Here is a 26,285-nt window from a genome sequence, read left to right on the forward strand (position 1 = left end):
AAAAAAGGGCCTCCTTATGGGGGCCTTTGTCGTTTCAGCTGCGTACTAATGCGTTACGCGTATTTCGTGCTCTTCAACAAAACTCTCTGATTGGAAGCTACCTATCAGTGTGCCCAGGGATAATGAAAATGCTATGAGGAAGCAAAGAGCGCCTGCGTGTGGGATCGCAAATTGTGTGTGTTTCCATAAAGGATAACTGGCAGCAAGAAGAAAAGCGGCAATGCTGTACTTATTCCACATGAAAAAGAACAAGATTTCAAAAGCCCAAATGGACTCCTTGGATTTGAAGCTTTGTAATCCTAACCATGAATAGCCGATGGCGAGCGCTGTCCCCAACATAAGTGCCAGTAACGCATAAAGAATAGAATGCTCGGAGTAAGTTGCTGTATACCAAAGGTGAAGCGAGTATCCCGTGGCAATTAACCAGATCAGTAGTAACGGTAAAATGACGAGTCCCATATCTCTTCCTTGATTATGGTGTGTTCTATAGGGAGCTGGATCTTCTCAAATTCCTGCTTGAGTGCAAGAACTTTCCTCTACTCAGACCTCAGTACGAATAGTGTTGTATGAGTTTCAGTTGTTGTTGAGGAAGTGTGTCGCAGTCTTGTTAGCATTGATTCGCTGAGTTCACACTTGCTCCGTTAAAACTGTTTAACGAAGGAGTAAGCTAGATTGACTATGCTAGATGCGATTGGGGTGCATGGCTTAATGGTTTTGCTTTAAGGCGCGTATGTGGCCTCAACGTATTGTCAACTTCGATACGCTAAGGGCTGAAGCATGCAAACTGATGAATCTTACGACTCTCTACTTCGACATGAAGCGGAGAAAGATATGGAAGCGATGGCCGGGGCCCATGATGTTTTCACTTCAGGCTGTTTCATGGTCTTTCTTTACGCCACGTTGACAAGCATATTGATAGTGGCGGTTGTAGGGATCTTTCTCAGTACGTCTGAGTCGTGGCTTGAGAGTTTTTTCATAGAGCTGTCTGCCATCATGCTGTTTTTTATTGTTTCTCCGTTGTTCATATATGCTTCTACGCGACAAGGTTGGCTATTTGAGGTGTGCAGCGTTGCTGCAATGCTAATTTTCTTTGCGTTATCCTATTTTTCATCCGGTGCCTGGCAACCCGTCTTTCTGGAGCTAGCTATTGGCTTATTGGCGCTATTAGGTTTGGAAGCTGTTGCTGGCAGTATGCTCAAGAAGGCAGATCGAGAATTGAAACAGGCGGTTGCACGTTGTAAAGCTGCCGAGCCATCGAAAATGTTCGACAGAGACCGTGACCCGGAGTTGACTGGTGGTGAGCAGAAAGGCTAAGACGAGCTACAAAAAAGGGTAGCCACTCATGTTGCCCTAAACACGAGCTTATTTCTTGTATTCGAAAGTGAGCAGGCCATAGCTTTGAATTCTACATTAGCTATTCCGAGGGGCGGAGAGATTGATTCGCGGCGTTGCCGTTTTCCCTGCGGGCCGTCGTTGCAGGCTCCGACGTTATCTCATCACTATGTGGTTCGGTTGAGCCGAGTTCTTAGCTATTTGAAAATTCATACAATTCGTCTTTGCGAAACGCCTGTGTCTTGTGTTGCTAAAGTATACCTCTGCGAGGTTGAATGGTTTTGGATACGCTGAAAGACGCCTTAGATTCCTCTTTATTGGCGATTTAACTAACAATTGTCAAAACCCGCTTTTGACAACCATTCAGAGCATCAGGGCTCCATCCCGCACAAGCAAAGGTGTTAAACCGGTTGTTCGATGGTGGCGAAAAAGGCTTTGAAAATGCCATTAATGCCAGCCAGTATCAAAAAGTCGTGAAGGTGAGTAAAGCGACTGCAACGCGGCATCTGACCGAGTTACGAGATAAAGGCGCGATTGAGAAGCTGGCTGGGGGCGGCCGCAGTACTCGATATCAAACTAAGCTGATTGAGTAGGGTGATTTTTTTCAGTTATCGGGTGAACCGTGGTAACAGCAGCTAATCTTTACTAACCCAAACTTGAGCTAGTAAAGATATAGTATTTACATGTTTATGGTGAGAACTGGCGATTTTCTATATTTTTTTGGGTAAGAAAATTTCGCTGGTTTTTCCTGACTTTGAAAGTGCATTCATTAGGCTGATAAACATCATGGGATCTGTTTCCATTAGCTTAATTCTGTCTATGTATTCTTCGAGATAACCTGAGACTAAAAACAGCATCATATCGATTCCTTTCAGGTCGTATCGCATCAGTCGCCATAGCCTTGGGCAGTCTTGTTGTAGTTTTCTGCTTGATTTGGCGGCGTATCCTAATGTTCCGTTACCTTTAAGAAGCAATAACAGCACTGTCGCCAGTTTTCCCTTGCCAGCCTTGCGTAAGCTGGAAAAAGTGCGTTTAACTTTTCGATTTAGGTCTGGAGATTTTAGAATCTTCACAGATATCTTGTAGACGATAATTGAGACAACCGCTTCAGTTACCTTTACTCCAATTCGTTTGCCAATAATCTTACCACTCGTTCCACTTAAAAGGCTTTGGGCTTGTGACAGAGTGGCTGGATTAGGAGGGCTGAGAATACCTAACTGTGCTGCTGACAAAATGAAGGTTGTATTAACTTCACCTGATATCCTAAGGGCTTCGGATCGGATGGCCTTTTCGAGGATCTCTTTGGGTATTAAGTTGATATATGAACTTACGACAGTTGAAACGCATTGCGCGATCGGGTTTATGATTGAAGCATAGTCGGTTTCCATCGCCTTCTTAAAAAGGGCTGCAACACCGTCAAATACGACAAGGTTTTCGGCACCAACCTGGTTGAAACTATCTTCCCCCAGTAAGCCAAGCCCTTCGGCAGTTCTTTCAATTCCTAATCCAATGTTTCGAGGTTGAGCAAACCCTTCTGTATATATTCCATCAATAAGACCGGCAAGAAGTTTGGACTTCTTTTCAACTTCGTTCAGCGCGACATCATATGAGCTTGATGGTCCTATTCGTCGGTACGATGGAGTGTGGCATCCAAACTTACATTGTTCCCACTTTGTATTATAGAAAGCATCATTTTCCATGTGCTTAATATTCGAAGTCGGGATGGCGTTAAAGCCCTCTACGTAGAGCTTAACTCCTAATGAGCTAACCAAATTTCCGTCATGGTTCATATTCAGATCCTTCTGATTTTGGGCTACTTATATGATGCTGTCTTTACTAGCCTATTAAAACTGTCTAAATGAGCAGATTTTTCATCCAAGGGGCAATGAAGCGTTATGAATGCACTCGCGGAACCAAGTGATACCTCTACGATTTCCGCGTAATACTCGTACTCTAGTGCTTGCGGCGATTTAACCTCAACATAGAGCCCAAACCCTTCTTTCCGTTGAACTTCACCTTGCGTTACGGTTAAGTCTTTTCGCTTAGATTCAGGCACGGCACTTTCCATGTGGTACTTCAGGAAGCCATAGATGTTGATACTCTCGGTTGATTTGACAAAAAGGTCTATTGTCACCAAGCTCGCATCTTCGGTGAGGTAAGTGATTCTTCGAGAATCTAATTCGGATGGTCCATCACCTATCAGCTCCCAATTAGGTGGAACTTCAGCAGAAAAACGCGTGTCGGGTGCGGCAATAGAATCGCCTTGATGGGGGGAGTCGCATCCTGCGTTGAAGATTACAACAACTGCTAATAGAAAAGGCGTGACGCAGCTTTTTAGTTTCATCTGTTTGTCCTCCATGACAGCAGAACTTTAGCTACTTTTTTATTTAGTTACAACGTAATTTTTCTAGTATTCATCAGTACATGAATAGCGAGATTTTTGAATCACCACCAGGAAGTTAGACACCTCCTCGCCGTTCTGGGGTAGCCCCTGAAGACGGCATGGCTCTAACTGCCCGTCAGGTTACCATTCCCATCAACAGTGAATGTCGCTGAGAACCGTGCGCCTCGTTTTCCGTTTAGTGAACTGGCATAGCCAATGTTGAAGGAGACATTGTAGCGGCCTTGCTTAAGGGCGCGGGGTGGCGTCGTTACCTGAATATGTTCAAACGATTGACCATACTTTATCTCGCCTTGGTTCTGGTAATTGATGGCGTTGTCATCGCCGGGGGTTAGCACTTCCCAATATATACAGTCGTTGTCGCAGTCGGATCTGCTGATGCCGCCGCTATGAACGTAGTACTTGGTTTGGCTTAACGGCGGGGCGGTAAAGCAGATGCTGTTATCGCAGGAAAACACCTCCAGCGTTTCAGATTCGCTGCAGCCTGTCACTGCAGTACAGGCCAATTCAATACTTAAGACTGCATGAGGTAAATACCTTGGATTCATATCAGAACCTATTTACAAACGATGGATGGGCGGGTTGCTGAGCGCTGCATTTTAATGCAGTTCATCTTTAAGTTTATCGCTGGTCATTGGTAAAGGCTCATGGGTGCTCATCCGCCGCGTTAGAAATGCGTTAGATGTGAGGTGGTTTTCAGACGGTATCTCTGTCGGTCTGAAAACAAAAAAGCCCTGAAAATTCAGGGCTTTTTACTACGTAGTTGGTGGAGCCGGGGGGATTTGAACCCCCGTCCGAAAATATTACGCCGTCGGTACTACATGCTTAGCCAGCTCATTTAGTAACCTGTTAGACGCCGAGTGGCAGGCTTCTACAGGCGTGCCTGATTAGTTTTAGCGCTTAATCCCCAGGCCGGGACGCCACGCGATCCTGTGTGGGGTGACCTTCCGGATCCAAAGTCCACAGGAGAACTAAGGGGGAAGGGCTCTATGCAGGTTATTAAGCTGCTAGTGCGTAGTTTTCGTCGTTTGCGACTATTTTTTTGCGGCTTTTTACGTGGCCAACCGCCCCACGACATGCACCTAGGGTTTCACAATTCCCGTCGAATCCTGAATCGGCCCCAGGCGGTTAGTGTAACATTGCCTGTGCGGCTGAGTCACCTGCTGTGTACAGGTAAATTTAATGTAACTCTATGTCTATTTTCGTCAGTAGTTTAGAATATAGCCTTGGTTGTATTTCTGATTTGAATGCCAAGTTGACTAAGGACAGTAGAGTTCCTTTTGCTTCAATCAGTTAGGCTTTACGTCCGTATCGCATATACAGGGAGTAGGTAGTGGCGTTGCATTCAGGGCGAGATCTTTCTTTTCGCATATTTTTAAAAACCTTGCTGCTTAGCGGTGGACTTGCGTTTGCCATTTGGGCCGCTTATGTCGGTGAACTCGTACTGGCAGATTTCCAGCAGCAAGCGCACCAGTTATCAGGTGTCTCTTCGCTTCCGCAAGATATACAGCTCAACTATGGTTTGTCTGTCGTTTCTGCGTTTGATACGCCAGAGGGGCGGTTATCGGCGACGGAGTACGTTGATAAAGGGAGTGCCATCTTTTGGCAGGCTTGGCTAAATCATATCGTCGATTTTTATGCGCCCCCCTATTTTTCTGGCATCTATTGGACACCCGATGCAACCCTTTATGTTCCGTTGGCCAATGAGCCTGGTGCCGTGCTGTCTGGCGACCTTTCTATTCTGATTTCGCAACAGATCCCTGCAACGCATGGTGTGATCCGAAGTTTTGCGGTTATGGTGGTGCTACTGCCATTTTTTATTACCTTTGCTATGTATCGTCAGCGGAGCAAGCTGAGCAGGCAAGCCCGTGCTTTAGCATCTTTAGCAGCAAAACAAGCGGGGCTAAGCAGTCAGTTTCGTTTGAATAACGATACTGCCACCGTCATTGAGACTGCGGTAAAGAAATTATCTTCTAAGTTAGAGTTGCAAAATGAAGCGGTTAACGCCGCGCATCTTGCGGACAAGTTAACCGGGTTGGCTAACCGTCAGCAGTTTCAATTGGCATTGGAGAAAGCGATCCTGCAAGCCGACGAAGGTAAACAGAAGCTTGCATTGCTATTTATCGATCTTGATGGCTTTAAGCAAGTGAATGATACTTTCGGTCATAGCGTCGGGGATGGCTTGCTTGTTGAAGTCGCTAACCGCCTTAATGCCGCAACCCGTAGCAGTGACACCATCTCGCTGACCGCGGGGGAAACACCTGCTTTTCAGCGGACATTAGCGCGCTTAGGGGGCGACGAATTTACCGTTATCCTCAGCAATATTCAGGTGTTGGAAGAAGCTGAGCAGGTGTCTGCGCGAATCATTGAGCTGCTTGAACAAGAGTTTCGCTTCGGCGAACATCGCGTCAATATCAGCGCCAGTATAGGCATTGCCGTTTACCCACAAGATGGGCAGTCACCTGAGAACTTACTGCAGATGGCTGATGTCGCCATGTATAAAGCAAAGAGTGATGGTAAGGGGACTTTTCGTGTTTATTTACCAGAGATGGGGCGCGAAGTAAGGCGTCAGCATTATCTCAGCAATGAGATCCGCCGAGCGGTTAATGACTCTGAATTTTCTCTAGAGTTTCAACCCATTATTGAAATAGCCAGTAACCAGATAGCTTACTTTGAAGCGCTATTGCGTTGGCATCACCCCCACGAAGGTCAAATATCGCCGGGTGAGTTTATTCCTATCGCTGAAGAGACTCGGCAGATCCTGCCTCTGGGCGATTACGTGCTTTATGAGGCGATGCAGCAGATGGAGCAGTGGAATCGCGCAGGCCTTAGGAAAGCGCGTGTTTCGGTTAATGTCTCGAGCGTACAACTGAAGCAGTTAGCTTTGCGAGAGTGGGTCGAGCAGGCGTTGCAGAAAACTAAGTTGCCACCCAGTTGCTTGATGATAGAGATTACCGAGTCTTATCTGATGGAAGCAACAGGGGACATTATTGCGCAGATTGATGCCTTGCGGCAGATGGGAGTCAAAGTCGCCATTGATGATTTTGGTACCGGCTATTCATCGTTGAGTTCGTTGGCGTCGTTGCCTATCGATGTACTGAAAATTGATCGTAGTTTTGTTAACAAAGCATCATCAGGCAAGAAATATCGGCGGATCCTCGCTTCCATTGTCGCGCTAGCTAAAGAGTTAGATCTGACTATTGTGGCGGAAGGGGTAGAGACTGCGGAAGAACTGGAACTGCTAAAATCGATGAAATGTCAGTATATTCAAGGCTTTTTAATCAGCCGCCCACAAACCTCGAAGCGGCTGAATCATACTCTTTTCAACAAGCGACTGAGCCAAGTAGCCAATAGTGGTACCGGCGTATGGTCTGAAAAAGAGGGGATGCTTTAGCGAGCGTTTTTCATGATCCGATCTTTTTGTCGTGACCAATCCTTATTCTTCACGTCTGCTCGCTTGTCATGTTGCTTCTTACCTTTACCTACACCGATCTCCAGTTTCACCCAAGCCTGTTTCCAGTATAGAGCGAGCGGTAGAATGGTGAAGCCTTCGCGGTTAACACGGCCGAACAAGTTGTCTAGTTGGCGGCGGTTAAGCAGTAATTTGCGAGTTCGCGTTGGATCCGCAATGACATGGGTCGATGCGGCCTGTAGTGGCGTGAATGTGGCGCCGGACAGAAAAGCCTCTCCATCTTTGAGATAGATATAGGCTTCAGCGATATTTGCTTTGCCCTGACGGAGGCTTTTCACTTCCCATCCCTGCAAACAAAGGCCGGCCTCTATCTTATCTTCAATAAAATAGTCATGACGGGCGCGTTTGTTTTGCGCGATGGTGGAACTAGTCTGTTTAGGTTTTTTCTTTGCCATAGCGGCGACATTATACGAATTAAGCCAGCGCTGTATATGGTGATTATCAGGAATAACAGACACTGCGCATTTTTGTTATGATTTACGCCATCGAAGTAAGTGAGTGATGTTATGCCACAGATCCAACGTTCAGCACTGGTTGGTTACAGCGCTGCACAGATGTATAGCTTGGTTAATGATGTTGAGTCTTATGCCAACTTTTTGCCGGGCTGCGGTGATGCCAAAGTGCATGAGGCTTCTGAGTTGCAGATGTTGGCCTCTGTTCAGATCGCGAAAGCGGGAGTGAATAAATGGTTTACTACACGTAATCAGCTTGCCCATGCCGAGCGTATCGAGATGCAACTGGTTGATGGTCCTTTTCGGCAACTGGTAGGAAACTGGTACTTTATGCCGTTGGATGAGGAGGCTTGTAAAATCAGTTTTTCTCTAGAATTTGAGTTCTCAGGTAAGTTGGTCGAATTGGCATTTGGTAAGTTATTTAATCAGATGGCATCAAATATGGTGGATGCATTTGTGGCTCGAGCGAAGGATGTTTATGGCAGCTGAACTTATTCGTGTTGAGGTTGTTTACGGGCTTCCTGACCGTCAATCGCTGATCGCACTTGATGTCGAAAGCTCTTGTAGCGTTGAAAGTGCTATTAGGCAGTCGGATATTATCAGTATCTATCCTGAAATTGATTTGCAGGAAAACAAAGTCGGGATCTGGAATAAGGCAGCAAAGCTGGGTGACACACTTAAAGAAGGCGATCGGATAGAAATATATCGTCCGTTGATCGCCGACCCGAAAGAGGTGCGTAAGCTACGAGCTGAGCGCGCTAAACGCGAAGGGCGGGCAGATAAGGTGACTGGCGGACGTCCGCAGCCTAATCGGCGGCAAAAAAAAGAGGCTGAATAAGTCAGCCTCTTTCCTGATGCGATTGCTAGCGCGCATTAAAACAGAGCTTAACTGTCAATTGGCGTTTCAAACTCTTCGCCCAGCTCGTAATCACCTTCGACTGCGATCAGTTTGTCTTCCGCGTCGAAGTTGGCGATCAGACGTTTGTTGTACTCCACACCCTTACCTGTTTTTAGTCGATAGACATAATACCAAGTGGTGTCTCTGAAGCTGTTTTTCACCATTGGGGTGCCGAGTACAAAGCGCACTTGCTCTTTGGTCATACCCAAACGCAATTTTTCTACTTGCTGCTCGTCGATATAGTTGCCTTGAGGGATATCGACTTTGTAAACAAATTCGCTCAACCAGGCACAACCGGCCAGTGGCATGATTAACAGAGCAAACAACAGGTTCCTAAACCGCATGGAGTACTTTCTCTTATCAAAATCTGCTGGGCATGATAACCAAGCTGGCGACACAGGGAAAGTTAAACCCGTGTTTGCCTTGTCATGCTGTGAGCAATAACTCTTGTGCATTCGCCCGGGTGTGCTCAGTTATTGTGTCGCCGCCTAGCATTCTGGCTAGTTCGTTGATGCGTTGATCGTCGGCCAGCCAATGTATATTGGTATCTGTCATTTCGTCATCACTGAACTTAGCGACATTGAGCTGTTGGTGACCACATGCTGCCACTTGAGGGAGGTGCGTGACGCACATCACTTGGCACTCTTCGCCAAGCTTACGCAGAAGCTTGCCTACGATAGCTGCGGTTTGACCACTAATACCGACGTCGACTTCATCAAAAATCAAGGTGGGTGTGGCTTGCTGGTTTGAAGTGAGTACTTGCAGCGCTAAGCTTATTCTTGACAGTTCACCGCCAGAGGCGACTTTTGATAAAGGTTGTGGTTGTTGACCAGGGTTAGTACTGACTAGAAACTGGATCTCATCTCTACCATGAACCGCTGCTTTGTCGTTTTTCAAAGAGACACATTCGACACTAAACAATCCTTTGGGCATGTTTAGTTCCCGTATGGCCAGTGTCACTTGCTCCGACAGCTGTGCTGCCGCAGTTAAGCGAAGTTGATGCAACACGTCACTCTCATCACAATACTCTTGCCAGGCGATCTGCTGCTCCTGTTGGAGCGCTTCTAACTGGTCATCAGCGCCAGTTAATTCGGCAAGCTCTTCAACTAACTCTTTATGCTGTTGCGGGAGGTGGTTGGGGTTGACTTGGTGCTTGCGTGCCAACTGCAGCGCGGCCGACAAGCGTTCGTCCAGTTGTTGCAGTTGCGACGGGTCCAATTCGATGCTTTCACTGTAGGCATTAAGTTCATGACTTGCTTCCTCCAATTGTATTTGCGCGTCGTTTAGTAGGCTCACTACCGGCGCTAATTTTTGATCTGTTTCACTGAGTTCAATGATTTGATTGAGAACTTGCCTGACTAATTGGCAGGCGTTGACCTGTTCATCTTCGCTTAACAGATGGGCTGCGTTGTTGGCGCCATCAAGTAAACTTTGGCCATTAAACAGGCGTTTATGATCCTGTTCGATCTGCTCGTACTCACCCTCTTCGAGCGCAAACTGATCCAACTCATCGACCTGGTACTGCAGAAGCTGGCGTCTTGATTCACGTTGTAGTTGTGATTCCAGTAACGTATGGATCTGCTTACCTAATTTTTTCCACAGTTGATAACTCGCTGCCACTGTATCCAATTTACTGTGATGGCCAGCAAATCGATCCAGAAGCAACCTTTGTTGGTCGCTTTTTAGCAAGGTTTGGTGGGCATGTTGGCCGTGGATGCTTACTAGCATGGGAGCGAGTTGTTTCAGCTGCTGTAGCGGCACCGGCTGACCATTTATGTAGCTACGAGAGCGGCCTTCTGCGCTGATGACGCGACGAATGATGCATTCGTTGTCATCGGCGTCTAGATCATGTTGTTCCAGCCATTCATGTACTGCCGTGTTCTTAGTCAACCCAAAGCGTGCCGAGATATCACTCTTTTTTGCACCAGGTCTAACGGCTGAGGCATCCGCTCTATCCCCTAGGCATAATCCCAGCGCGTCAATGGCGATAGATTTACCCGCCCCGGTTTCACCTGTGATGGTTGTCATACCTGACTTAAGTTCAACGTCGGTATGGCTGACAATGGCGAAATTGTTGATAGTAAGTTGCTGCAGCATAGAAACCTCAAAACATGTATACACATACAGTATGTGTATATGTATACAGTACTTTGAGTGGTTTGCAAACTTTTTGTATGAAAGGTGTGCGTTTGTTGCTGTTAAAACAGACTGCTACTCCAGCCCAATTTGGTACGTAGCACTTCATAGTAGTCATAGCAGTTGGGGTGGAGCAGGGTCAGCGGCGCTTTGTGTTTACGCAGTTTTATTTCGTCTCCAGGCATCACTGATAGCGTCACGTGGCCATCACAGCTGACCTGCAGATTGTCCTCATTGCCGTCTGAAACCCGCAGCGTAATAACACTATCACCATCGACAACGATGGGGCGTGCCGAAAGTGTGTGGGGAAACATCGGCGTTAATACCAAGGCATCCAGTGATGGCATCATGATTGGACCTCCGCCGGATAACGAATAGGCGGTTGAACCCGTTGGGGTGGAGATAATTAGGCCATCAGAGCGCTGTTGGAAGACAAAATGGTCATTGATCAGCACCTCAAAATCGATCATGTGGGCGATCTTACCGGGGTGGAGTACCGCCTCATTCACTGCGGTGTTACTACTTTTTAGGCGGCCGTGGCGATACACCTCGGCTTCCAATAGGTAGCGTTGTTCGAGTTGATAGTCACCGCTGAGAATTTCGGTCAGGGGTTGTTCGTATTCGTCAGGACTGAGATCGGTTAGAAAGCCCAGGTTGCCACGGTTAACGCCAACAACACCCACATCAAAACGCGATAACACTCGTGCGGCGCCAAGCATATTACCGTCACCACCGACAACAATGGCTAAATCGCAGCGCTCGCCTAACTGAACCAGATCGACAGCGTCGACATCGGTTATCGCCAATTCCGTTGCAACACGCTCTTCTACGACGACATTCAAGCCACGTTGAGTGAGAAATTTATGCAATTGCAGAAGTGTCTGGTTCGCCCCTTCATGGTGGGGTTTACCTATTAATCCAACGGTTTGAAACGGCTTTTTCATTTGGCTACAGCCTCGGTAAGTACCTGCTCAGTATACTTGGGCGCCGATTAGCAGCAAGTCTTGCCTTGAAACAAAGCGATCAATCCCCATAATAGTCAGCAGCCTCAAGCCGAGGGTATGAAACGGCTTTTCTGGAGATTTTATGAGCGATAAGAACACCCCGTCAGATCAAGAAGTGGTTGAGCAGACGATTGAGCAAGTTGAACCCGCTGCTGAAGTAGAAGTAGAAGTAGAGGAAGGTCAATTGCTGAGTGCTGAAGAGCGTATAGCTGAGTTGGAAGCTGCTTTGGCTGCGTCTAACGCTAAGGTAGAAGAACAGCAAGAATCTGTATTGCGAGCGATGGCAGAAGCGGACAATGCACGCCGTCGCGCCGCGCAAGACAGCGAGAAAGCCCGTAAGTTTGCTCTTGAGAAATTTGCTGGCGACATGTTAAGCGTCATCGACAACCTGGAAAGAGGCTTACAGCTCGCTGATGCCGAAAACGATGCCATCAAGCCGATGATTGAAGGTGTCGAGTTGACCATGAAAGGGTTGATGGATGCTGTTGCTAAGCATGGCGTTGTCCAGCTAGACCCTGTGGGTCAGACTTTCAATCCTGAACAGCATCAGGCGATGTCAATGCAAGAGAGCCCTGACCATGCGCCAAATACCGTGATGCTGGTGATGCAAAAAGGTTATGAGCTAAATGGACGCCTGTTACGTCCAGCCATGGTGATGGTTGCTAAAGCGCCGGCCAGCGGCATCGATACAGAAGCTTAATCGGCGATAAACCTTAAATTTCTGACAAAAAAGTCGCATGGGCGGCTTTTTTTATGTTTGAAGCTTAATCAATAAACCTTGTTAACAAACTGTTTTGCTGTTGTTTTTTTTTGTTTCTGTAAGAAAGTGAAAAAAAATTTCACCCTACGCTTGAAAAGGGTTTCAACGACCCCACCTTTGTTAGCAATGAAATGTACAGGTTTTTGTTGGAGAACGTACAAATGGGTAAAATCATCGGGATTGACCTCGGCACCACAAACTCTTGTGTGGCTGTTTTAGACGGCGGCACACCACGAGTTATTGAAAATGCTGAAGGTGATCGTACAACCCCTTCTGTTATCGCTTATACCGGCGATGAGATTTTGGTTGGTCAGCCTGCAAAGCGTCAGTCTGTTACTAACCCACAGAACACTCTGTTTGCTATTAAGCGCCTGATCGGTCGTCGTTTTGAAGATGACGAAGTTCAACGCGATGTGGCTATCATGCCTTACAAGATTGTCAAAGCTGACAATGGTGATGCATGGGTTGAAGCGCATGGCGAAAAAATGGCTGCTCCTCAGGTATCTGCAGAAATTCTGAAAAAGATGAAGAAAACTGCAGAAGATTACCTTGGTGAAGCGGTAACTGAAGCGGTTATTACTGTTCCTGCTTACTTCAACGATTCTCAGCGTCAGGCAACCAAAGACGCCGGTCGTATTGCGGGTCTGGATGTTAAGCGCATCATCAACGAACCAACTGCTGCCGCTTTGGCATACGGTATGGACAAAAAGCAGGGTGATAACATCATCGCTGTTTATGACTTAGGTGGTGGTACGTTCGATATCTCTATTATTGAGATTGATGAAGCTGATGGCGAGCACACGTTTGAAGTGTTGGCGACTAACGGTGACACCCACTTGGGTGGTGAAGATTTTGATAACCGTTTGATCAACTACTTGGTTGATGAGTTTAAGAAGGAGCAGGGTTTCGATCTGCGTCAGGACCCATTGGCTATGCAGCGCCTGAAGGAAGCTGCTGAAAAGGCCAAGATTGAACTGTCCTCTGCGCAGCAGACCGAAGTCAACTTGCCTTATATCACTGCTGATGCCTCTGGGCCTAAGCACCTCAATATCAAAGTGACCCGCGCCAAGCTGGAATCTTTGGTTGAAGATATGATCAAGCGTACTTTAGAGCCTTTGAAGATCGCTCTGAAAGATGCGGATCTGTCAGTGGGTGATGTGAATGACGTGATCATGGTTGGTGGTCAGACGCGTATGCCAGCGGTACAGAAAGCCGTGTCTGATTTCTTCGGTAAAGAGCCTCGTAAAGATGTGAACCCGGATGAAGCAGTTGCCGTAGGTGCTGCTATTCAGGGCGGTGTATTGGGCGGTGATGTAAAAGACATTCTCTTGCTTGATGTGACACCACTCTCTTTGGGTATCGAAACCATGGGTGGTGTAATGACACCACTGATCGAGAAGAACACCACCGTGCCAAGCAAGAAGTCACAGACTTTCTCAACGGCTGAAGACAACCAGTCTGCGGTGACAGTGCATGTTATCCAGGGTGAGCGTAAGCGTGCGGCTGATAACAAATCTCTCGGCCAGTTTAATCTGGAAGGTATTCGCCCAGCGATGCGCGGTACACCACAGATTGAAGTTTCATTTGACGTCGATGCTGACGGTATCTTGCATGTGTCTGCGAAAGATAAAGACACAGGTAAAGAGCAGAAGATCACCATCAAGGCTTCCTCTGGTTTGTCTGATGATGAGATCGAAAGCATGGTACGTGATGCTGAGGCCAATGCTGAAGCAGACAAGAAATTTGAAGAGCTGGTAGCTGCACGTAACCAAGCTGATGCTTTGGTCCACGCAACTCGTAAGCAGATCGAAGAGCTGGGTGAAGAATTGCCTGCCGACGAGAAAGAGAAAGTTGAAGCAGCGTTAACTGAATTGGAAGCGGCTATCAAGGGTGAAGATAAGGCTGATATTGAAGCCAAGTCTCAGGCTTTGATGGAAGCATCAAGCAAGTTGATGGAGCTGGCTCAGGCGAAAGCACAAGCGGAAGCACAATCTGCGGAAGGCGGTAGTGAAAACACTGCTGCGCAAGACGACGATGTCGTTGACGCTGAGTTTGAAGAAGTCAAAGACGACAAAAAGTAATTCGCCCTCACAGGTCATTACTTAAAAGGACACGGGCGTTGGGTAACTAACGCCCGTGTTTGTCTGTAACAAAGCCACATTGAATTAGCGGTCAAAGTATGTCTAAACGCGATTATTACGAAGTGCTCGGTGTTAGTAAAAACGCCACCGAACGCGAGATTAAAAAGGCCTACAAACGTCTGGCAATGAAGTTCCACCCAGATAAAAATCCGGGCGATAAAGCGGCTGAAGAGAAGTTCAAAGAAGCCAATGAAGCGGCGGAAGTGCTGACTGATGAGCAAAAACGTCAGGCCTATGATCAGTTTGGTCATGCAGGCGTAGATCCTAATCGTGGCGGCGGTCATGGTGGTGGTGCTGACTTCTCTGATATTTTCGGTGATGTGTTTGGTGATATCTTTGGTGGTGGCCGTCGTGGCGGTGGCCGTCAAGCCCAACGTGGTGCTGATTTGCGTTACACCATGGAGTTGACGCTGGAAGAGGCTGTTCGCGGTATCTCTCGCGAAATTCAAGTACCGACCTGGGTAGGTTGTGAAACCTGCGATGGTTCGGGCGCTAAACCTGGCACCTCGCCGAAGACCTGTGGCACTTGTCATGGTCAAGGGCAAGTGCAGATGCGGCAGGGGTTCTTTGCTGTGCAGCAAACCTGCCCAACTTGTCGCGGCCGCGGTAAAGTTATCGATGAAGCTTGTGGCAGTTGTCACGGTGATGGCCGGGTACAGAAGACGAAGACCTTGTCTGTGAAGATCCCTGCCGGCGTAGATACTGGTGATCGCATTCGCCTTTCTGGCGAAGGTGAAGCCGGAGAACATGGCGCACCAGCGGGCGATCTTTATGTGCAGATGCATGTCAAAGATCACGAATTCTTTGTTCGTGATGGTAGCAACCTTTATTGCGAAGTGCCGATTAGCTTTGCCCAAGCTGCTTTGGGTGGCGAAATTGAAGTGCCGACCTTGGATGGTCGAGTGGTATTGAAGGTGCCATCTGAAACCCAAACTGGCCGTATGTTCCGTATGCGTGGTAAAGGCGTTAAGTCTGTCCGCGGTGGTGCTGTGGGTGATTTGATGTGTAAAGCCGTGGTGGAAACACCGGTGAAGCTGACATCTAAGCAAAAAGAGTTATTGTCAGAGTTGGATGAGAGTTTTAAAGCATCAGATAAGCATAAGCCGAAAGAGACGGGCTTCTTTGAAGGGGTTAAGCGCTTCTTCGATGATCTGACGTCGTAAAGCCATCGTTACATATTTAACTTTCAAAGCCACGCATTGTCGTGGCTTTTGTTTTTTCTTCAGGGTTGCAAGTCGTTAGCACCAAGCGCATTCTTACTTCTCCACTAACGGGTTATTAGTCTTATGTTGAATCTTAGCTTTGTAAACGTCACCCAAGATATTTCGCTACACCGCTGTGTGTGGGCGAAACGCGCCTGTGCGGTCAAGGGTAGACTACGAAGCTAGTATCCAAATTCGTTAGTTATCAGGGGCCGCAGCTAAAAACTGCGGCCTTTTTTGTTTTTTGGACAAAAGGGAGTCAGTCATGTCAGTACAGGCCGCTTATTTGGGTATTGTTTTACTTTGGGCCACAACACCACTGGCCATTAGCTGGAGTGGTGAAGGCAGTGGATTCCTATTCGGTGTGACTGCACGCCTGACATTGGCTGCTGTCACCGCGCTCATCGTGCAGCAGCTATTCAGATTTCGATTACCTTGGTCGGATGCGGCTAGAAACAGCTATCTGGCTGCTGGTGTCGGCTGTTATGTGAGTATGTCAGCCAGTTATTGGGCCGCGCAATTAATGCCATCAGGCTGGTTGTCGGTGATATTCGGCTTTACGTCGATCTTTACTGGGTTGTTTGCGGCTAAGTTGCTGGGTGAGAGGGCATTCACGCCAGCAAAGCTGTTGGGTACCGCATTGGGTATTATCGGACTAGTGGTTGTGTTTGGCTCTGCGATAGAGATGGGATCGGAAACGGTTTGGGGGATTGTCGTTTTGCTACTTGGTGTGGCCGCATTTAGTTTGAGCACCGTACTGGTGAAGCGTTTCGCGGGCGTTGGCGGCAAAGCCGTTTCCGGTATGGCGATCACTACCGGCGGGACTTGGGTGGCTGCGCTGTTGTTTCTCTTGACCTGGTTCATAACGGGTCAGACCTGGCCTGATGAAATCGGTGAACGAGCTATTTATTCGACTGTCTATCTTGGGGTTATCTCCTCTGTGTTTGGTTCGTTTGTGTACTTTTACGTGTTGGCCAGAATTGAAGCGACGCAGGTGGCCTTGATCCCTCTAATTACGCCTGTGTTGGCTCTTTTGCTAGGTAACTTGCTCAATGGTGAATCATTGTCGATAGATGTTTGGATCGGCACGGCGCTGATCCTTTCCGGTTTTAGCTGTTACCAGTTTGGTGGCCGGGTGTGGCGTTATCGACTGCGCTTTAGTTCTGGTCGTGCTTCTTAGCCACCGTTAGCAGAATGCCTAAAGAAAGAGTGCGCTTCCTCTATTTATTGGAAGCGCTTCAATCTTTTGGGATTTAATGCGTATTCCGCAGTGCGGACTGAGTCGTTACACTAGCCGCTATATTCTGATGTGTAGTTAAGTAGGGATACGCTTTATGTCTATTTCCATAACGAAAAGCGCCGTTTCATTGTGCGCTATTGCGGTTTTGGCCGCTTGTACCGCTTCGCCGACAGGGCGCGACCAAATATTGCTCTACTCTGATCAAGAGATGTCCTCTCTGGGCGGACAGTCGTTTGAGCAGATCAAACAGCAAGAGAAAATTTCTGGCGACAGTAGCCTTAACCGCTATGTGCAGTGTGTGGCGCGTCATATCACTGCGCAAGTACCACAACAGTATCATCAAGCTGGGTGGGAAGTGGTTGTGTTTGATAGTGAGCAAGCGAATGCTTTTGCACTGCCTGGAGGCAAAATTGGGGTTTATACCGGTTTGCTTAAAATAGCGCAAAATCAGGACCAACTGGCTGCGGTTATCGGCCATGAGGTGGGGCATGTTATGGCTGATCACAGTAACGAACGGTTAACTCACAATCAACTGGCTGGGGTAACTATGGCCGTGGCTGGCGCAGCGATTGCCGCATCGGATTCGGACGACTCAGCAATGTGGATGGCGGCGCTAGGGCTTGGTGTACAGGTGGGCGTGATGCTGCCTTACAGTCGTACCCAAGAGTCTGAGTCGGATGTGATTGGTTTGGATCTGATGGCACAAGCAGGCTTTGACCCGACTCAAAGCGTGGCGCTGTGGCGGAATATGGCGAAAGCTAGCAGTGGTCAACCGCCTGAATTTTTCTCTACGCATCCCTCCCATGACACACGAATTGCTGATCTTGAGTCAAATATGTCCAGAGCTCAGGGTATTGCAGCGAAAGCGCATAATAAGGGACTTAACCCTAAATGCCGTTTGTAGTTGTTAGCAGGCAAAAAAAAATCCTCTACCAAAGGTAGAGGATCTGTATATAACAGACGGGGCATTGCCCGCTAAAAACACAAAGGACTTGGCTAACAACAAAACTTGTTCACAGAACCGTGATTAACGGGTCCAGGAAAAGTGGTAACGCTTAGTTACCGGAGCAGGTCTCTGCTGCTTGGTATCACGACCGCTGAGCAAAGTTTTCAGCGCGACGAGATCGTATAAATTCAACATGGTGATCTCCTTAACTAGTGGCTGTTGAAGTAATTCGTTTCGATGGAGGAATATTAATGTGATCTTCTTCACAAATCAACCTGTTTGGTAATTTAATTACGAAATAATATTACTGCGCTGGGTGTGTGTAGTGTTTTTGTTTGATCTAAATCACTTTAAACAAGCTGTTTTGAGGTTTTGTGTAATTTAGTTTCACCTTGTCTTTGCCTGACACTTATCAGTTGATGTTTGAGAGCCAACGAAATGGCGATATAAGATGAGGCCGCTTTCTAGTTGTTCAGTTTTTGGGAGCTTGAAGTTTGATCTGTCCACTATTGATGTATCGTAAAAGCATTCGTTCTGCTTTACTTAAATGAAATTGAACAGGATTACAGATTGATGACTTGTTATTCTCGCCGTTTTCTTTTTCCTGCGTTGCTTTGCAGTTTTGCTTTTGCAACAAGCAGCAATGCTGTGGAATTACCGCAAGCAAAAGTGGTGGGCGGTGTACCCTCTGAAATAGGCGCCACGGAATGGATGGCCAGCGTGCAGTTTCTGCCTCAGGGGGCAGATAACATATTTATCCCATCCCATATCTGTGGCGGTACGCTGATCGCACCTGGATGGGTAATGACCGCTGCGCATTGTGTTGATAACGCGCAGCCTCTAGAGATAGTGGTTGTGCTTGGAATTGAGAATTTGCAAGCACAACGCCGAAGTGATCAGTTTAAAGTTGATCAAGTGCTGATTGGGCAAGATTTTAACGGTACAAGTTTAGATAATGATATCGCCTTATTACACCTGTCTAGTTTTTCCAATAGCCCACAAATCGCACGCGCATCACAATCCGAAACCAACACGCTAAGTAATCAGTTTCCTCTCAACTTGGTAGGCTACGGGATCACTGATCCGGATAGTGGTGAGGCGAGCGATCGCCTGCAAAGTGCGGTGCTCCCCTATCTAGCTACCTCGTTATGCCGCAGTGAATTTCCGTCAGGTTGGGTAACCGATAATATGATCTGTGCTGGCGGGGTTGTTGGTATCGATTCATGTAGCGGCGACAGTGGTGGCCCTTTGTATGAAGGAGAAGGCGATCAGGCGGTGCAATATGGCATTGTTAGCTGGGGACTTGGCTGTGATGTTGGCTCTCCTGGGGTGTATACGCGAGTAGCTAATTACAATGATTGGATTGATTCCACGATCACAGGCTTTAGTGTCAGCAATCCGGTGAGAATGCCGTTTATTGCTCATGGGATCCCGCAGCAGGTTAGCGTACCTTTGGTCAACAACGGCACGGATGCTCTGCTAATTAATAGCATAGTGACTGATGATGCCAGCGAATTTCAGCTTTCTCAAAACTGCCTGGGTGAACTGAGCGCTAACACCACTTGTCAGCTACAGATCACGGCTAATCCGCAATCTGCCGGTCAGCAGAATACAGATCTGCAGATAACAACCAATCAGCAAAGCTATGACAGTGAAGTTATTGCTCAAGTTTTACCTGAAGACACGTTTGACGGCGCCTTTGAACAGAGCGAATTACGCTGGTTCAACGGAGGTGATCGCAGTTGGCGGGATAGTGATGTGGCAGGCCCAGCCGGTGGTGACTCACTTACTGCCAGCTTTTCTTCTATAGCGTCAGGAAGTGCTGCGTTGATGGTTATGTCTGCTGAAGCGGGGCAGCTCACGTTCAGCTGGCGGCTAGAAGGGGATAGCCAATCGCTGCAGATGCTTAATTTGTATCAGCAGCCCGGTGATTTAGAGAGTGCTTTGATCTCTTTAGATAGTTGGCGCTCAGTGGTGACGACGTTGACTCCTGGGGTGCCGGTCACGATTGAATTTGTTTCTTCGGGTGATGGTACCGGCATCATTGCTGATGTCGTGTTCACACCCGAAGGGCAAGTTATTGATCCTCCGATAATTACCGATCCCGTTGATAGTGACGGCGGCGGTGGTGGTGGCCCCATAGGCTTACTTAGCTTATTCAGCTTGCTCGCTTTAAGTTGGTTTAAACGCGCAAAACCTTGATCCCTGCTGCCTGCATCCATAGACTAGCGCCTCATTTATATCGGCGTCACGTTGAGGTGTTGGGTGCAGGTTTCTGATTTTCATTTTGAATTGCCAGATGAGCTGATTGCTCGTTATCCGATGGCTGATCGGACCGCCAGCCGCTTACTGCATTTGGAAGGCACCGACGGTGCAGTGCATCATCGCCAATTCACTGATATTGAATCCTTAGTTGAGCCCGGTGATCTGGTTGTTTTTAATAATACCCGAGTGATCCCCGCACGCCTCCATGGCTGTAAATCCAGCGGTGGTAAAATTGAAGTGTTGGTGGAGCGGATCCTTGATGACCACCGCGTTCTAGCTCATGTTCGAAGTTCAAAATCCCCTAAAGCTGGCGCACAACTCCTGCTTGAAGATCAGATCAAAGTGGAGATGTTAGGACGTGATGATGCGTTATTTGAACTTGAATTTGATCCCGCTAAAACGGTTTTAGAATGGTTGGAGCAATACGGTCACATGCCGCTCCCTCCCTATATCGATCGTCCGGATGAAGGCGCCGATCGTGAACGTTATCAAACCGTATATAACCAAAAGCCAGGTGCGGTTGCGGCGCCTACCGCAGGCTTGCATTTTGATGACGCCATATTGCAACGTTTGCAAGAAAAGGGCGTTGAACAGGCTTTTGTGACTCTGCATGTCGGCGCTGGTACGTTTCAACCGGTTCGCGTTGATCAAGTCACCGAGCATAAGATGCATAGCGAGTATGCTGAAGTGTCTGACGATGTGGTGGCAAAAATATTAGCCACCAAAGCAGCAGGCAAGCGGGTGATCGCTGTGGGAACCACCTCTGTGCGCTCACTTGAAAGCGCTGCGCAAGCATCGATTACTGCAGGTCATGAGCAACTGCAACCGTTCGCCGGTGAGACCGATATCTTTATCTACCCTGGTTATTCTTTTCAGATTATTGATGCCATGGTGACCAACTTTCATTTACCTGAATCGACATTGATCATGCTGGTCAGTGCCTTTGCCGGATACGATGCGGTGATGAATGCTTATGCTGAGGCGGTTGCAGAAAAGTACCGTTTCTTTAGTTATGGCGATGCCATGTTTGTTACCCGCAAGCCGTAGTGATTTTTGTTACTATGAGCGGCTATTCACTTACTGTTTAATCAGCGCCGGACTGTATTTCCGGTGGCGGAGTCACTATGAAAATGCAATATGAGTTACTGGGTACGGATGGCCGTGCTCGCCGTGGTCGTTTAGTGTTTGAACGCGGCACGGTTGAAACCCCTGCGTTTATGCCTGTGGGCACCTACGGTACGGTAAAGGGGATGACTCCGGAAGAGGTCGCGGATAGTGGGGCTCAGATCCTTTTGGGAAATACCTTTCATCTGTGGCTGCGTCCCGGTGTCGAGATCATGGAAGCCCACGGTGATCTGCATGACTTTATGCAGTGGCAGGGCCCCATATTGACCGACTCTGGCGGTTTTCAGGTATTCAGTTTGGGTGATATTCGGAAGATCACTGAGGAAGGTGTGCATTTCCGTCATCCAATTAATGGTGACAAAATCTTTCTCGATCCTGAAACATCGATGGATGTGCAGTACTCCCTCGGTTCCGATATCGTCATGATCTTTGACGAATGTACACCATACCCTGCGACCCACGAGCAAGCTAAAACATCGATGGAGCTTTCTTTGCGTTGGGCGGCGCGCAGCCGTAATCGTTTCGATGAGGCGAATAATCCCAATGCCCTGTTTGGCATCATTCAGGGGGGGATTTACGAAGATCTTCGTGACCAGTCGTTGGAAGGCTTGATGGCAGTAGGGTTTGACGGTTATGCGGTCGGTGGCCTGGCCGTGGGTGAGCCGAAAGAAGAGATGCACAAAGTGCTGGAATATATCGTGCCTAAGATCCCAGAGGATAAACCCCGCTACCTGATGGGTGTCGGTAAGCCAGAAGATCTGGTGGAAGGGGTGCGTCGTGGTATCGATATGTTTGATTGTGTGATGCCGACCAGAAATGCGCGTAATGGACATCTGTTTGTTGACGATGGTGTGATAAAAATTCGCAACGCTGTGCATAAGACAGATACGGGCCCACTGGATCCGACTTGTGACTGTTACACCTGTAAGAATTATAGCCGTGCTTATCTGCATCACCTTGATCGCTGTAACGAGATCCTCGGTGCTCGTTTGAACACTATTCATAACTTGCGCTTTTATCAGCGGGTGATGGAAGGTTTACGCGGCGCAATTGAGCAGGGTAAATTAGACGACTTCGTCACAGAATTTTATGCCAAACGCTCAATGCCGGTTCCAGAGTTGAAAGACTGATAATTGGCCCCATATAAAAGAAAATTTTGCATTAGAAATAACCTAAGGAAAATCCACAATGTTTATCGCAAATGCTTACGCTGCTCCAGGCGCACAACCGCAAGCTGGTGGTTGGGATATGATCATCATGTTGGTGATCTTCGCTGCAATCTTCTATTTCATGATCTATCGTCCACAAGCCAAGCGCGTGAAAGAGCATAAGAACCTGATGTCTGCGTTGGGCAAAGGCGACGAAGTGCTGACCCAGGGTGGTATTGTTGGCAAAGTAGCCAAAGTCTCTGATGAGAAAGAGTTCATTGTCATCTCATTGGCTGACAATATGGATGTGACTGTTCAGAAGTCTGCTGTTTCCGCGATCTTGCCTAAAGGCACGCTGAAGTCCCTGTAATTTTCAACGCAAGGAATCGTTGCGTGTTAAATCGTTACCCATTGTGGAAATACCTGATGCTGATGTTTGTCCTCGGCATCGGGGCGCTCTACGCCGTGGCAAACCTGTATGGTGAAGATTTCGCTATTCAGGTATCTGCTCAGCGTGGTGCTGAAATAGATGAACAGGTACTGCTTGATGTTAAGCAAACCTTAGAGCAGAACGATATCGCTTACCGTGGCCTCTCGAATGAAGAGGGGCGTTTGTTGGTACGTTTGACCAAAGAAGAAGACCAACGAACGGCTCAGGACGCGGTTACTCAGGCGCTTGGCGCCAAATACGTAGTCGCGCTTAACCTGGCTTCAGCTCAACCTGAATGGTTGAAAGGCATTGGTGGGAACCCAATGAAGCTGGGTCTCGACCTGCGTGGCGGTGTTCACTTCCTGATGGAAGTGGATATGAAGTCGGTGGTGGCGAAAGCTGAAGAGAGTATGGTGGCAGACTTCCGTAGTTTGCTGCGAGAAGAGAAGGTGTATGGCGCTTCTGTTCGGCAAGTGGCTGGACAGGGTGTTGTTGTCCGTTTCCGTAAAGCCGAAGATGTGGAGCGTGGTGAAGATTTACTGTCTGCCAAGTTTCGCGATCTGACCTTCTTTGAAGGTGCGGATGGCATGTCGCTACGCACTACCATGAGCGAACAGATGCTGAAAGAGCAGCGCGAATATGCTGTGCAGCAAAACATCGTTATTTTGCGTAACCGGGTTAATGCCTTGGGTGTAGCTGAGCCACTGGTACAGCGCCAAGGCGCCGACCGTATCGTGGTTGAACTGCCGGGTGTGCAAGATACCGCGCAAGCGAAAGAGATCTTGGGTAAAACAGCCACCCTTGAATTCCGCAAAGTAGATGAAAAGCATGATGTCCGTGATGCGTTGGAAGGTCGTGTACCAGCCGGTACACAATTGCTGCAAGACCGCAGTGGTCGTCCCTACTTGTTAGAGAAGCGAATTATTCTTGATGGTGCCCATATCACTGATGCCGGTTCTGGCTCGGATGAATATGGTCGGCCTCAGGTAAATATCAGCCTTGACTCTAGCGGCGGCGGCAAGATGTCGAAGTTCAGTAAAGATAATGTCGGCAAGTTGATGGCGACCGTGTTTATTGAGTACCAGCCATCCGGCCGCGTCGATAAAGATGGTAAGCAGATCTTGGTGAAAACTGAAGAGGTAATCAATGCGGCGAACATCCAAACTCGTTTGGGCCGTAACTTCCGTATCACTGGTATCGATTCGCCCCAGGAAGCACATAACCTTGCACTGCTATTGCGCGCTGGCGCATTGATAGCACCGATCAGTATCGTTGAAGAGCGAACTATTGGCCCAAGCTTAGGTAAGCAGAACATTGATGCAGGTACACAGGCGATCCTGTGGGGTTTTGTTGCCGTTGTACTGTTTATGTTGGCCTATTATCGCAAGTTTGGCATTGTTGCCAACATGGCGCTTATCGCCAACTTGGTTTTGATTGTCGCTGTGATGTCTCTGTTAGGAGCCACCCTAACACTGCCGGGTATGGCGGGTATCGTCTTGACAGTAGGTATGGCGGTGGACGCTAATGTACTTATTTTCGAACGTATACGCGAAGAGCTTAAAGAGGGGCGCTCTCCGCAACAGGCTATCCATTACGGTTATGACAACGCGTTTTCTACTATTGCAGATGCGAACATCACCACGTTTATCACGGCGTTGATTCTGATGGCGATTGGTAGCGGCCCGATCCAAGGGTTTGCTGTCACGCTGGCGGTTGGTATCGCTACATCCATGTTTACTGCCATTGTTGGCACCCGCGCCATTGTTAATTTGGCCTGGGGCGGCAAGAAACTGGCTAAGCTGCCAATCTAGGAGTTGATGAGATGTTTCAGCTATTAAATTTTAAAGACACAGTCCAGTTTATGGCATTCCGCGGATTATTCCGTTGGGTGTCATTGGTACTGGTGGTCGGCTCTATCGCCATATTGTCTGTGAACCGTTTGAATTGGGGCCTGGATTTCACCGGTGGTACCTTGGTGGAGTTGGGTTTTGAGCAACCGGCAGATATCCCTGCGATCCGTACCGTATTGGAAGCCAATAATTTTGCTGATGCTGTGGTGCAACATTTTGGCTCTAGCCGTGATGTTGTTATTCGTATGACACCACGTGATGGCATCGATGCGGCTAAAGTCGCTGATGACTTAGTGGCGGGTTTGAGAGCCAGTGATGTCGGTACGTTTGAGTTGCATCGTATTGACTTTATCGGTCCGACGATCGGGGCTGAACTGCGTGAAACGGGTGGCTTGGCGACCTTGGTGGCACTGCTCTGTATTCTTGCTTATGTCACGATGCGCTTTGAATGGCGTTTAGCACTGGGGGCCGTTGCGGCATTGGCCCATGACGTGATAATTACGTTAGGCGTGTTCTCACTGTTTAAGCTGGAGTTTGATACCACGGTATTAGCGGCGATCTTGGCGGTGATTGGTTACTCACTTAACGATACTATCGTGGTGATGGACCGGATCCGTGAAAACTTCCGCAAGGTGCGTAAAGGCGAAGTGGAGGAGATTATCAATATCTCACTCACACAAACCATGTCACGTACCGTGATCACCTCGTTGACTACGCTATTAGTGTTGATCGCTTTGTTCTACCTCGGTGGTGCATCGATTCACGGCTTTGCGACAGCATTGTTGTGTGGTGTATTGGTGGGTACATACAGCTCCATTTACGTGGCCAGCACTATCGCTATGGGCCTAGGTATTAGTCGTGAAGATCTGATGCCAACTGAAGTCGAGAAAGAGGGTGCTGATCAGGATCCTATGATGATGTAGCTGTCAGCTACTTATCTGATGTTATCTCGATAAAAAAGGGGGCCGTTAGGCCCCCTTTTAATTTGCTTACTCACTTACTGGCTTACTCTACAGTTGGTGCTGGCCTGTGCAATGCAGTAAAGCGCTCAGGGTGCTGCTCCATGGCTTCTGCGATGGCATACGGCTGTAGACCAGGGTCATCTGACATATCACTCAGTGCATCACTGGATTGTACAAAAACATCTTGTGCCAATTGATCGTCCAGCTCTACTAAAGCAAGCTCGGTCTGCTGTTCAATAACCTCTGCAATTGCTCGCTTAGATTGTACGATCACATCTTTATCCAGTTGATAATCCATCTCCAAAAGAGTTTGCTCAGTCTGCACTCTGACCACATCTCTAACTTGCTCTTGGTGAAGGACAACTTCATATCTCTGCACTGCCGGCTCTGCGTTTGCCACCGATGCTGCAAAAACTGTGGCGAGAAGTACCAGCGGGATCCTTGTGTTTTTCATTATTTCATCTCCTAACGCCTGCTTAGTGATCAGGCGTATGTGAATACTGGCTCTAAAACGGTATTAA

The 26,285-nt window shown here is 48.0% G+C and carries 24 protein-coding genes, 1 other RNA gene and 1 pseudogene; 16 read left to right on the forward strand and 10 right to left on the reverse strand.

The features are described 5' to 3' along the window. Nucleotides 1-45: 45 nt before the first annotated feature. On the reverse strand, nt 46-459 hold the full coding sequence (locus tag EXY25_RS15300; protein ID WP_130567504.1) for a hypothetical protein: 414 nt from the start codon (nt 457-459) through the stop codon (nt 46-48). 318 nt (nt 460-777) lie between these two features. Between EXY25_RS15300 and EXY25_RS15305 the strand changes: the two genes are divergently transcribed. Continuing rightward, the gene (locus tag EXY25_RS15305) at nt 778-1,314 is read left to right on the forward strand and encodes a hypothetical protein (protein ID WP_130567506.1); all 537 of its coding nucleotides are present in this window, start codon (nt 778-780) and stop codon (nt 1,312-1,314) included. A 395-nt stretch (nt 1,315-1,709) separates the two neighbouring features. Then, nucleotides 1,710-1,925 (forward strand): annotated as a pseudogene (locus EXY25_RS15310) (DUF4172 domain-containing protein); the annotation flags it as partial. A 117-nt stretch (nt 1,926-2,042) separates the two neighbouring features. Here the strand turns inward: EXY25_RS15310 and EXY25_RS15315 are convergent. The 4 genes from EXY25_RS15315 to ssrA form a co-directional block, all read right to left on the reverse strand. Beyond that, nucleotides 2,043-3,122 (reverse strand): hypothetical protein, encoded by a 1,080-nt coding sequence (locus tag EXY25_RS15315; RefSeq protein ID WP_130567509.1) that lies wholly within the window; start codon nt 3,120-3,122, stop codon nt 2,043-2,045. A 23-nt stretch (nt 3,123-3,145) separates the two neighbouring features. Further along, nucleotides 3,146-3,676: a hypothetical protein gene (locus tag EXY25_RS15320; RefSeq protein ID WP_114338885.1), complete on the reverse strand. Its 531-nt coding sequence runs from the start codon at nt 3,674-3,676 to the stop codon at nt 3,146-3,148. A gap of 164 nt (nt 3,677-3,840) precedes the next feature. Next, nucleotides 3,841-4,281: a hypothetical protein gene (locus EXY25_RS15325; RefSeq protein ID WP_130567511.1), complete on the reverse strand. Its 441-nt coding sequence runs from the start codon at nt 4,279-4,281 to the stop codon at nt 3,841-3,843. 216 nt (nt 4,282-4,497) lie between these two features. Next, nucleotides 4,498-4,855, reverse strand: a transfer-messenger RNA (tmRNA) gene (gene ssrA / locus EXY25_RS15330). A gap of 211 nt (nt 4,856-5,066) precedes the next feature. Between ssrA and EXY25_RS15335 the strand changes: the two genes are divergently transcribed. Next, nucleotides 5,067-7,127 carry a putative bifunctional diguanylate cyclase/phosphodiesterase gene (locus EXY25_RS15335; RefSeq protein ID WP_130567512.1) on the forward strand — a complete coding sequence of 687 codons (2,061 nt, stop codon included), beginning with the start codon at nt 5,067-5,069 and terminating at the stop codon, nt 7,125-7,127. Here the strand turns inward: EXY25_RS15335 and smpB are convergent. Beyond that, entirely contained in the window at nt 7,124-7,600 is a 477-nt protein-coding gene (gene smpB / locus EXY25_RS15340; RefSeq protein ID WP_114339046.1) for an SsrA-binding protein SmpB, read from the reverse strand. The genes EXY25_RS15335 and smpB overlap by 4 nt on opposite strands. Before the next feature lie 111 nt (nt 7,601-7,711). Between smpB and EXY25_RS15345 the strand changes: the two genes are divergently transcribed. Together EXY25_RS15345 and EXY25_RS15350 are read left to right on the forward strand one after the other, a co-directional pair. Next, the gene (locus tag EXY25_RS15345) at nt 7,712-8,146 is read left to right on the forward strand and encodes an SRPBCC family protein (RefSeq protein ID WP_114338888.1); all 435 of its coding nucleotides are present in this window, start codon (nt 7,712-7,714) and stop codon (nt 8,144-8,146) included. After that, nucleotides 8,136-8,495, forward strand: coding sequence for an RnfH family protein (locus tag EXY25_RS15350; protein ID WP_130567514.1), 360 nt, complete (start codon nt 8,136-8,138; stop codon nt 8,493-8,495). Before EXY25_RS15345 ends, EXY25_RS15350 begins: the two co-directional genes overlap by 11 nt. Before the next feature lie 47 nt (nt 8,496-8,542). Here the strand turns inward: EXY25_RS15350 and bamE are convergent, their stop codons facing one another. From bamE to nadK, 3 genes are all read right to left on the reverse strand, one after another. Beyond that, on the reverse strand, nt 8,543-8,899 hold the full coding sequence (bamE, locus tag EXY25_RS15355) for an outer membrane protein assembly factor BamE (RefSeq protein WP_130567516.1): 357 nt from the start codon (nt 8,897-8,899) through the stop codon (nt 8,543-8,545). Between the two features lie 82 nt (nt 8,900-8,981). Then, nucleotides 8,982-10,652, reverse strand: a complete 1,671-nt coding sequence (gene recN / locus EXY25_RS15360; protein WP_130567518.1) for a DNA repair protein RecN — start codon at nt 10,650-10,652, stop codon at nt 8,982-8,984. 101 nt (nt 10,653-10,753) lie between these two features. Then, a complete protein-coding gene (nadK, locus tag EXY25_RS15365; RefSeq protein WP_114338892.1) occupies nt 10,754-11,635 on the reverse strand; it encodes an NAD(+) kinase in 882 nt (293 codons plus the stop codon). Between the two features lie 142 nt (nt 11,636-11,777). Here nadK and grpE point away from each other — a divergent pair, with 142 nt between their 5' ends. The 11 genes from grpE to secF all read left to right on the forward strand — a co-directional run bounded on the left by grpE (nt 11,778) and on the right by secF (nt 25,725). Further along, nucleotides 11,778-12,395, forward strand: a complete 618-nt coding sequence (grpE, locus tag EXY25_RS15370) for a nucleotide exchange factor GrpE (protein WP_130567520.1) — start codon at nt 11,778-11,780, stop codon at nt 12,393-12,395. 221 nt (nt 12,396-12,616) lie between these two features. Beyond that, complete coding sequence (gene dnaK, locus EXY25_RS15375; protein ID WP_114338894.1) at nt 12,617-14,536, forward strand: molecular chaperone DnaK; 1,920 nt, start codon at nt 12,617-12,619, stop codon at nt 14,534-14,536. 98 nt (nt 14,537-14,634) lie between these two features. Beyond that, nucleotides 14,635-15,759 (forward strand): molecular chaperone DnaJ, encoded by a 1,125-nt coding sequence (gene dnaJ / locus EXY25_RS15380; RefSeq protein ID WP_114338895.1) that lies wholly within the window; start codon nt 14,635-14,637, stop codon nt 15,757-15,759. 304 nt (nt 15,760-16,063) lie between these two features. After that, nucleotides 16,064-16,978: a DMT family transporter gene (locus EXY25_RS15385; RefSeq protein ID WP_130567522.1), complete on the forward strand. Its 915-nt coding sequence runs from the start codon at nt 16,064-16,066 to the stop codon at nt 16,976-16,978. A gap of 154 nt (nt 16,979-17,132) precedes the next feature. Beyond that, entirely contained in the window at nt 17,133-17,942 is an 810-nt protein-coding gene (locus EXY25_RS15390) for a M48 family metallopeptidase (protein WP_114338897.1), read from the forward strand. 615 nt (nt 17,943-18,557) lie between these two features. Next, a complete protein-coding gene (locus EXY25_RS15395) occupies nt 18,558-20,186 on the forward strand; it encodes a trypsin-like serine protease (RefSeq protein WP_130567523.1) in 1,629 nt (542 codons plus the stop codon). 63 nt (nt 20,187-20,249) lie between these two features. Then, complete coding sequence (gene queA / locus EXY25_RS15400) at nt 20,250-21,296, forward strand: tRNA preQ1(34) S-adenosylmethionine ribosyltransferase-isomerase QueA (RefSeq protein ID WP_130567525.1); 1,047 nt, start codon at nt 20,250-20,252, stop codon at nt 21,294-21,296. An 83-nt stretch (nt 21,297-21,379) separates the two neighbouring features. Beyond that, nucleotides 21,380-22,504: a tRNA guanosine(34) transglycosylase Tgt gene (gene tgt / locus EXY25_RS15405; RefSeq protein ID WP_114339047.1), complete on the forward strand. Its 1,125-nt coding sequence runs from the start codon at nt 21,380-21,382 to the stop codon at nt 22,502-22,504. Nucleotides 22,505-22,562: 58 nt separating this feature from the next. Then, on the forward strand, nt 22,563-22,892 hold the full coding sequence (yajC, locus tag EXY25_RS15410; RefSeq protein WP_114338900.1) for a preprotein translocase subunit YajC: 330 nt from the start codon (nt 22,563-22,565) through the stop codon (nt 22,890-22,892). A 23-nt stretch (nt 22,893-22,915) separates the two neighbouring features. Then, nucleotides 22,916-24,763 carry a protein translocase subunit SecD gene (gene secD, locus EXY25_RS15415; RefSeq protein WP_130567527.1) on the forward strand — a complete coding sequence of 616 codons (1,848 nt, stop codon included), beginning with the start codon at nt 22,916-22,918 and terminating at the stop codon, nt 24,761-24,763. A gap of 11 nt (nt 24,764-24,774) precedes the next feature. After that, nucleotides 24,775-25,725 (forward strand): protein translocase subunit SecF, encoded by a 951-nt coding sequence (gene secF / locus EXY25_RS15420; protein WP_130567529.1) that lies wholly within the window; start codon nt 24,775-24,777, stop codon nt 25,723-25,725. Nucleotides 25,726-25,807: 82 nt separating this feature from the next. On the opposite strand, the gene EXY25_RS15425 is transcribed toward secF, so the two are convergent. Continuing rightward, entirely contained in the window at nt 25,808-26,218 is a 411-nt protein-coding gene (locus EXY25_RS15425; protein ID WP_130567531.1) for a hypothetical protein, read from the reverse strand. Nucleotides 26,219-26,285 lie beyond the last annotated feature (67 nt).

The sequence above is a fragment of the Corallincola spongiicola genome, from assembly GCF_004284785.1.
Taxonomy (GTDB): Bacteria; Pseudomonadota; Gammaproteobacteria; order Enterobacterales; family Neiellaceae; genus Corallincola; species Corallincola holothuriorum.

What these genes read in the sequence shown, in the direction of transcription:
- EXY25_RS15350 (WP_130567514.1), top strand. Translation starts at nt 8,136, where the DNA reads ATGGCAGCTGAACTTATTCGTGTTGAGGTTGTTTACGGGCTTCCTGAC.
- smpB (WP_114339046.1), bottom strand. Translation starts at nt 7,600, where the DNA reads ATGGCAAAGAAAAAACCTAAACAGACTAGTTCCACCATCGCGCAAAAC.
- EXY25_RS15345 (WP_114338888.1), top strand. Translation starts at nt 7,712, where the DNA reads ATGCCACAGATCCAACGTTCAGCACTGGTTGGTTACAGCGCTGCACAG.
- EXY25_RS15390 (WP_114338897.1), top strand. Translation starts at nt 17,133, where the DNA reads ATGTCTATTTCCATAACGAAAAGCGCCGTTTCATTGTGCGCTATTGCG.
- tgt (WP_114339047.1), top strand. Translation starts at nt 21,380, where the DNA reads ATGCAATATGAGTTACTGGGTACGGATGGCCGTGCTCGCCGTGGTCGT.
- EXY25_RS15300 (WP_130567504.1), bottom strand. Translation starts at nt 459, where the DNA reads ATGGGACTCGTCATTTTACCGTTACTACTGATCTGGTTAATTGCCACG.
- grpE (WP_130567520.1), top strand. Translation starts at nt 11,778, where the DNA reads ATGAGCGATAAGAACACCCCGTCAGATCAAGAAGTGGTTGAGCAGACG.
- EXY25_RS15305 (WP_130567506.1), top strand. Translation starts at nt 778, where the DNA reads ATGCAAACTGATGAATCTTACGACTCTCTACTTCGACATGAAGCGGAG.
- bamE (WP_130567516.1), bottom strand. Translation starts at nt 8,899, where the DNA reads ATGCGGTTTAGGAACCTGTTGTTTGCTCTGTTAATCATGCCACTGGCC.
- yajC (WP_114338900.1), top strand. Translation starts at nt 22,563, where the DNA reads ATGTTTATCGCAAATGCTTACGCTGCTCCAGGCGCACAACCGCAAGCT.
- dnaJ (WP_114338895.1), top strand. Translation starts at nt 14,635, where the DNA reads ATGTCTAAACGCGATTATTACGAAGTGCTCGGTGTTAGTAAAAACGCC.
- EXY25_RS15385 (WP_130567522.1), top strand. Translation starts at nt 16,064, where the DNA reads ATGTCAGTACAGGCCGCTTATTTGGGTATTGTTTTACTTTGGGCCACA.
- EXY25_RS15395 (WP_130567523.1), top strand. Translation starts at nt 18,558, where the DNA reads ATGACTTGTTATTCTCGCCGTTTTCTTTTTCCTGCGTTGCTTTGCAGT.
- EXY25_RS15325 (WP_130567511.1), bottom strand. Translation starts at nt 4,281, where the DNA reads ATGAATCCAAGGTATTTACCTCATGCAGTCTTAAGTATTGAATTGGCC.
- secF (WP_130567529.1), top strand. Translation starts at nt 24,775, where the DNA reads ATGTTTCAGCTATTAAATTTTAAAGACACAGTCCAGTTTATGGCATTC.
- nadK (WP_114338892.1), bottom strand. Translation starts at nt 11,635, where the DNA reads ATGAAAAAGCCGTTTCAAACCGTTGGATTAATAGGTAAACCCCACCAT.
- EXY25_RS15320 (WP_114338885.1), bottom strand. Translation starts at nt 3,676, where the DNA reads ATGAAACTAAAAAGCTGCGTCACGCCTTTTCTATTAGCAGTTGTTGTA.
- dnaK (WP_114338894.1), top strand. Translation starts at nt 12,617, where the DNA reads ATGGGTAAAATCATCGGGATTGACCTCGGCACCACAAACTCTTGTGTG.
- EXY25_RS15425 (WP_130567531.1), bottom strand. Translation starts at nt 26,218, where the DNA reads ATGAAAAACACAAGGATCCCGCTGGTACTTCTCGCCACAGTTTTTGCA.
- EXY25_RS15315 (WP_130567509.1), bottom strand. Translation starts at nt 3,122, where the DNA reads ATGAACCATGACGGAAATTTGGTTAGCTCATTAGGAGTTAAGCTCTAC.
- recN (WP_130567518.1), bottom strand. Translation starts at nt 10,652, where the DNA reads ATGCTGCAGCAACTTACTATCAACAATTTCGCCATTGTCAGCCATACC.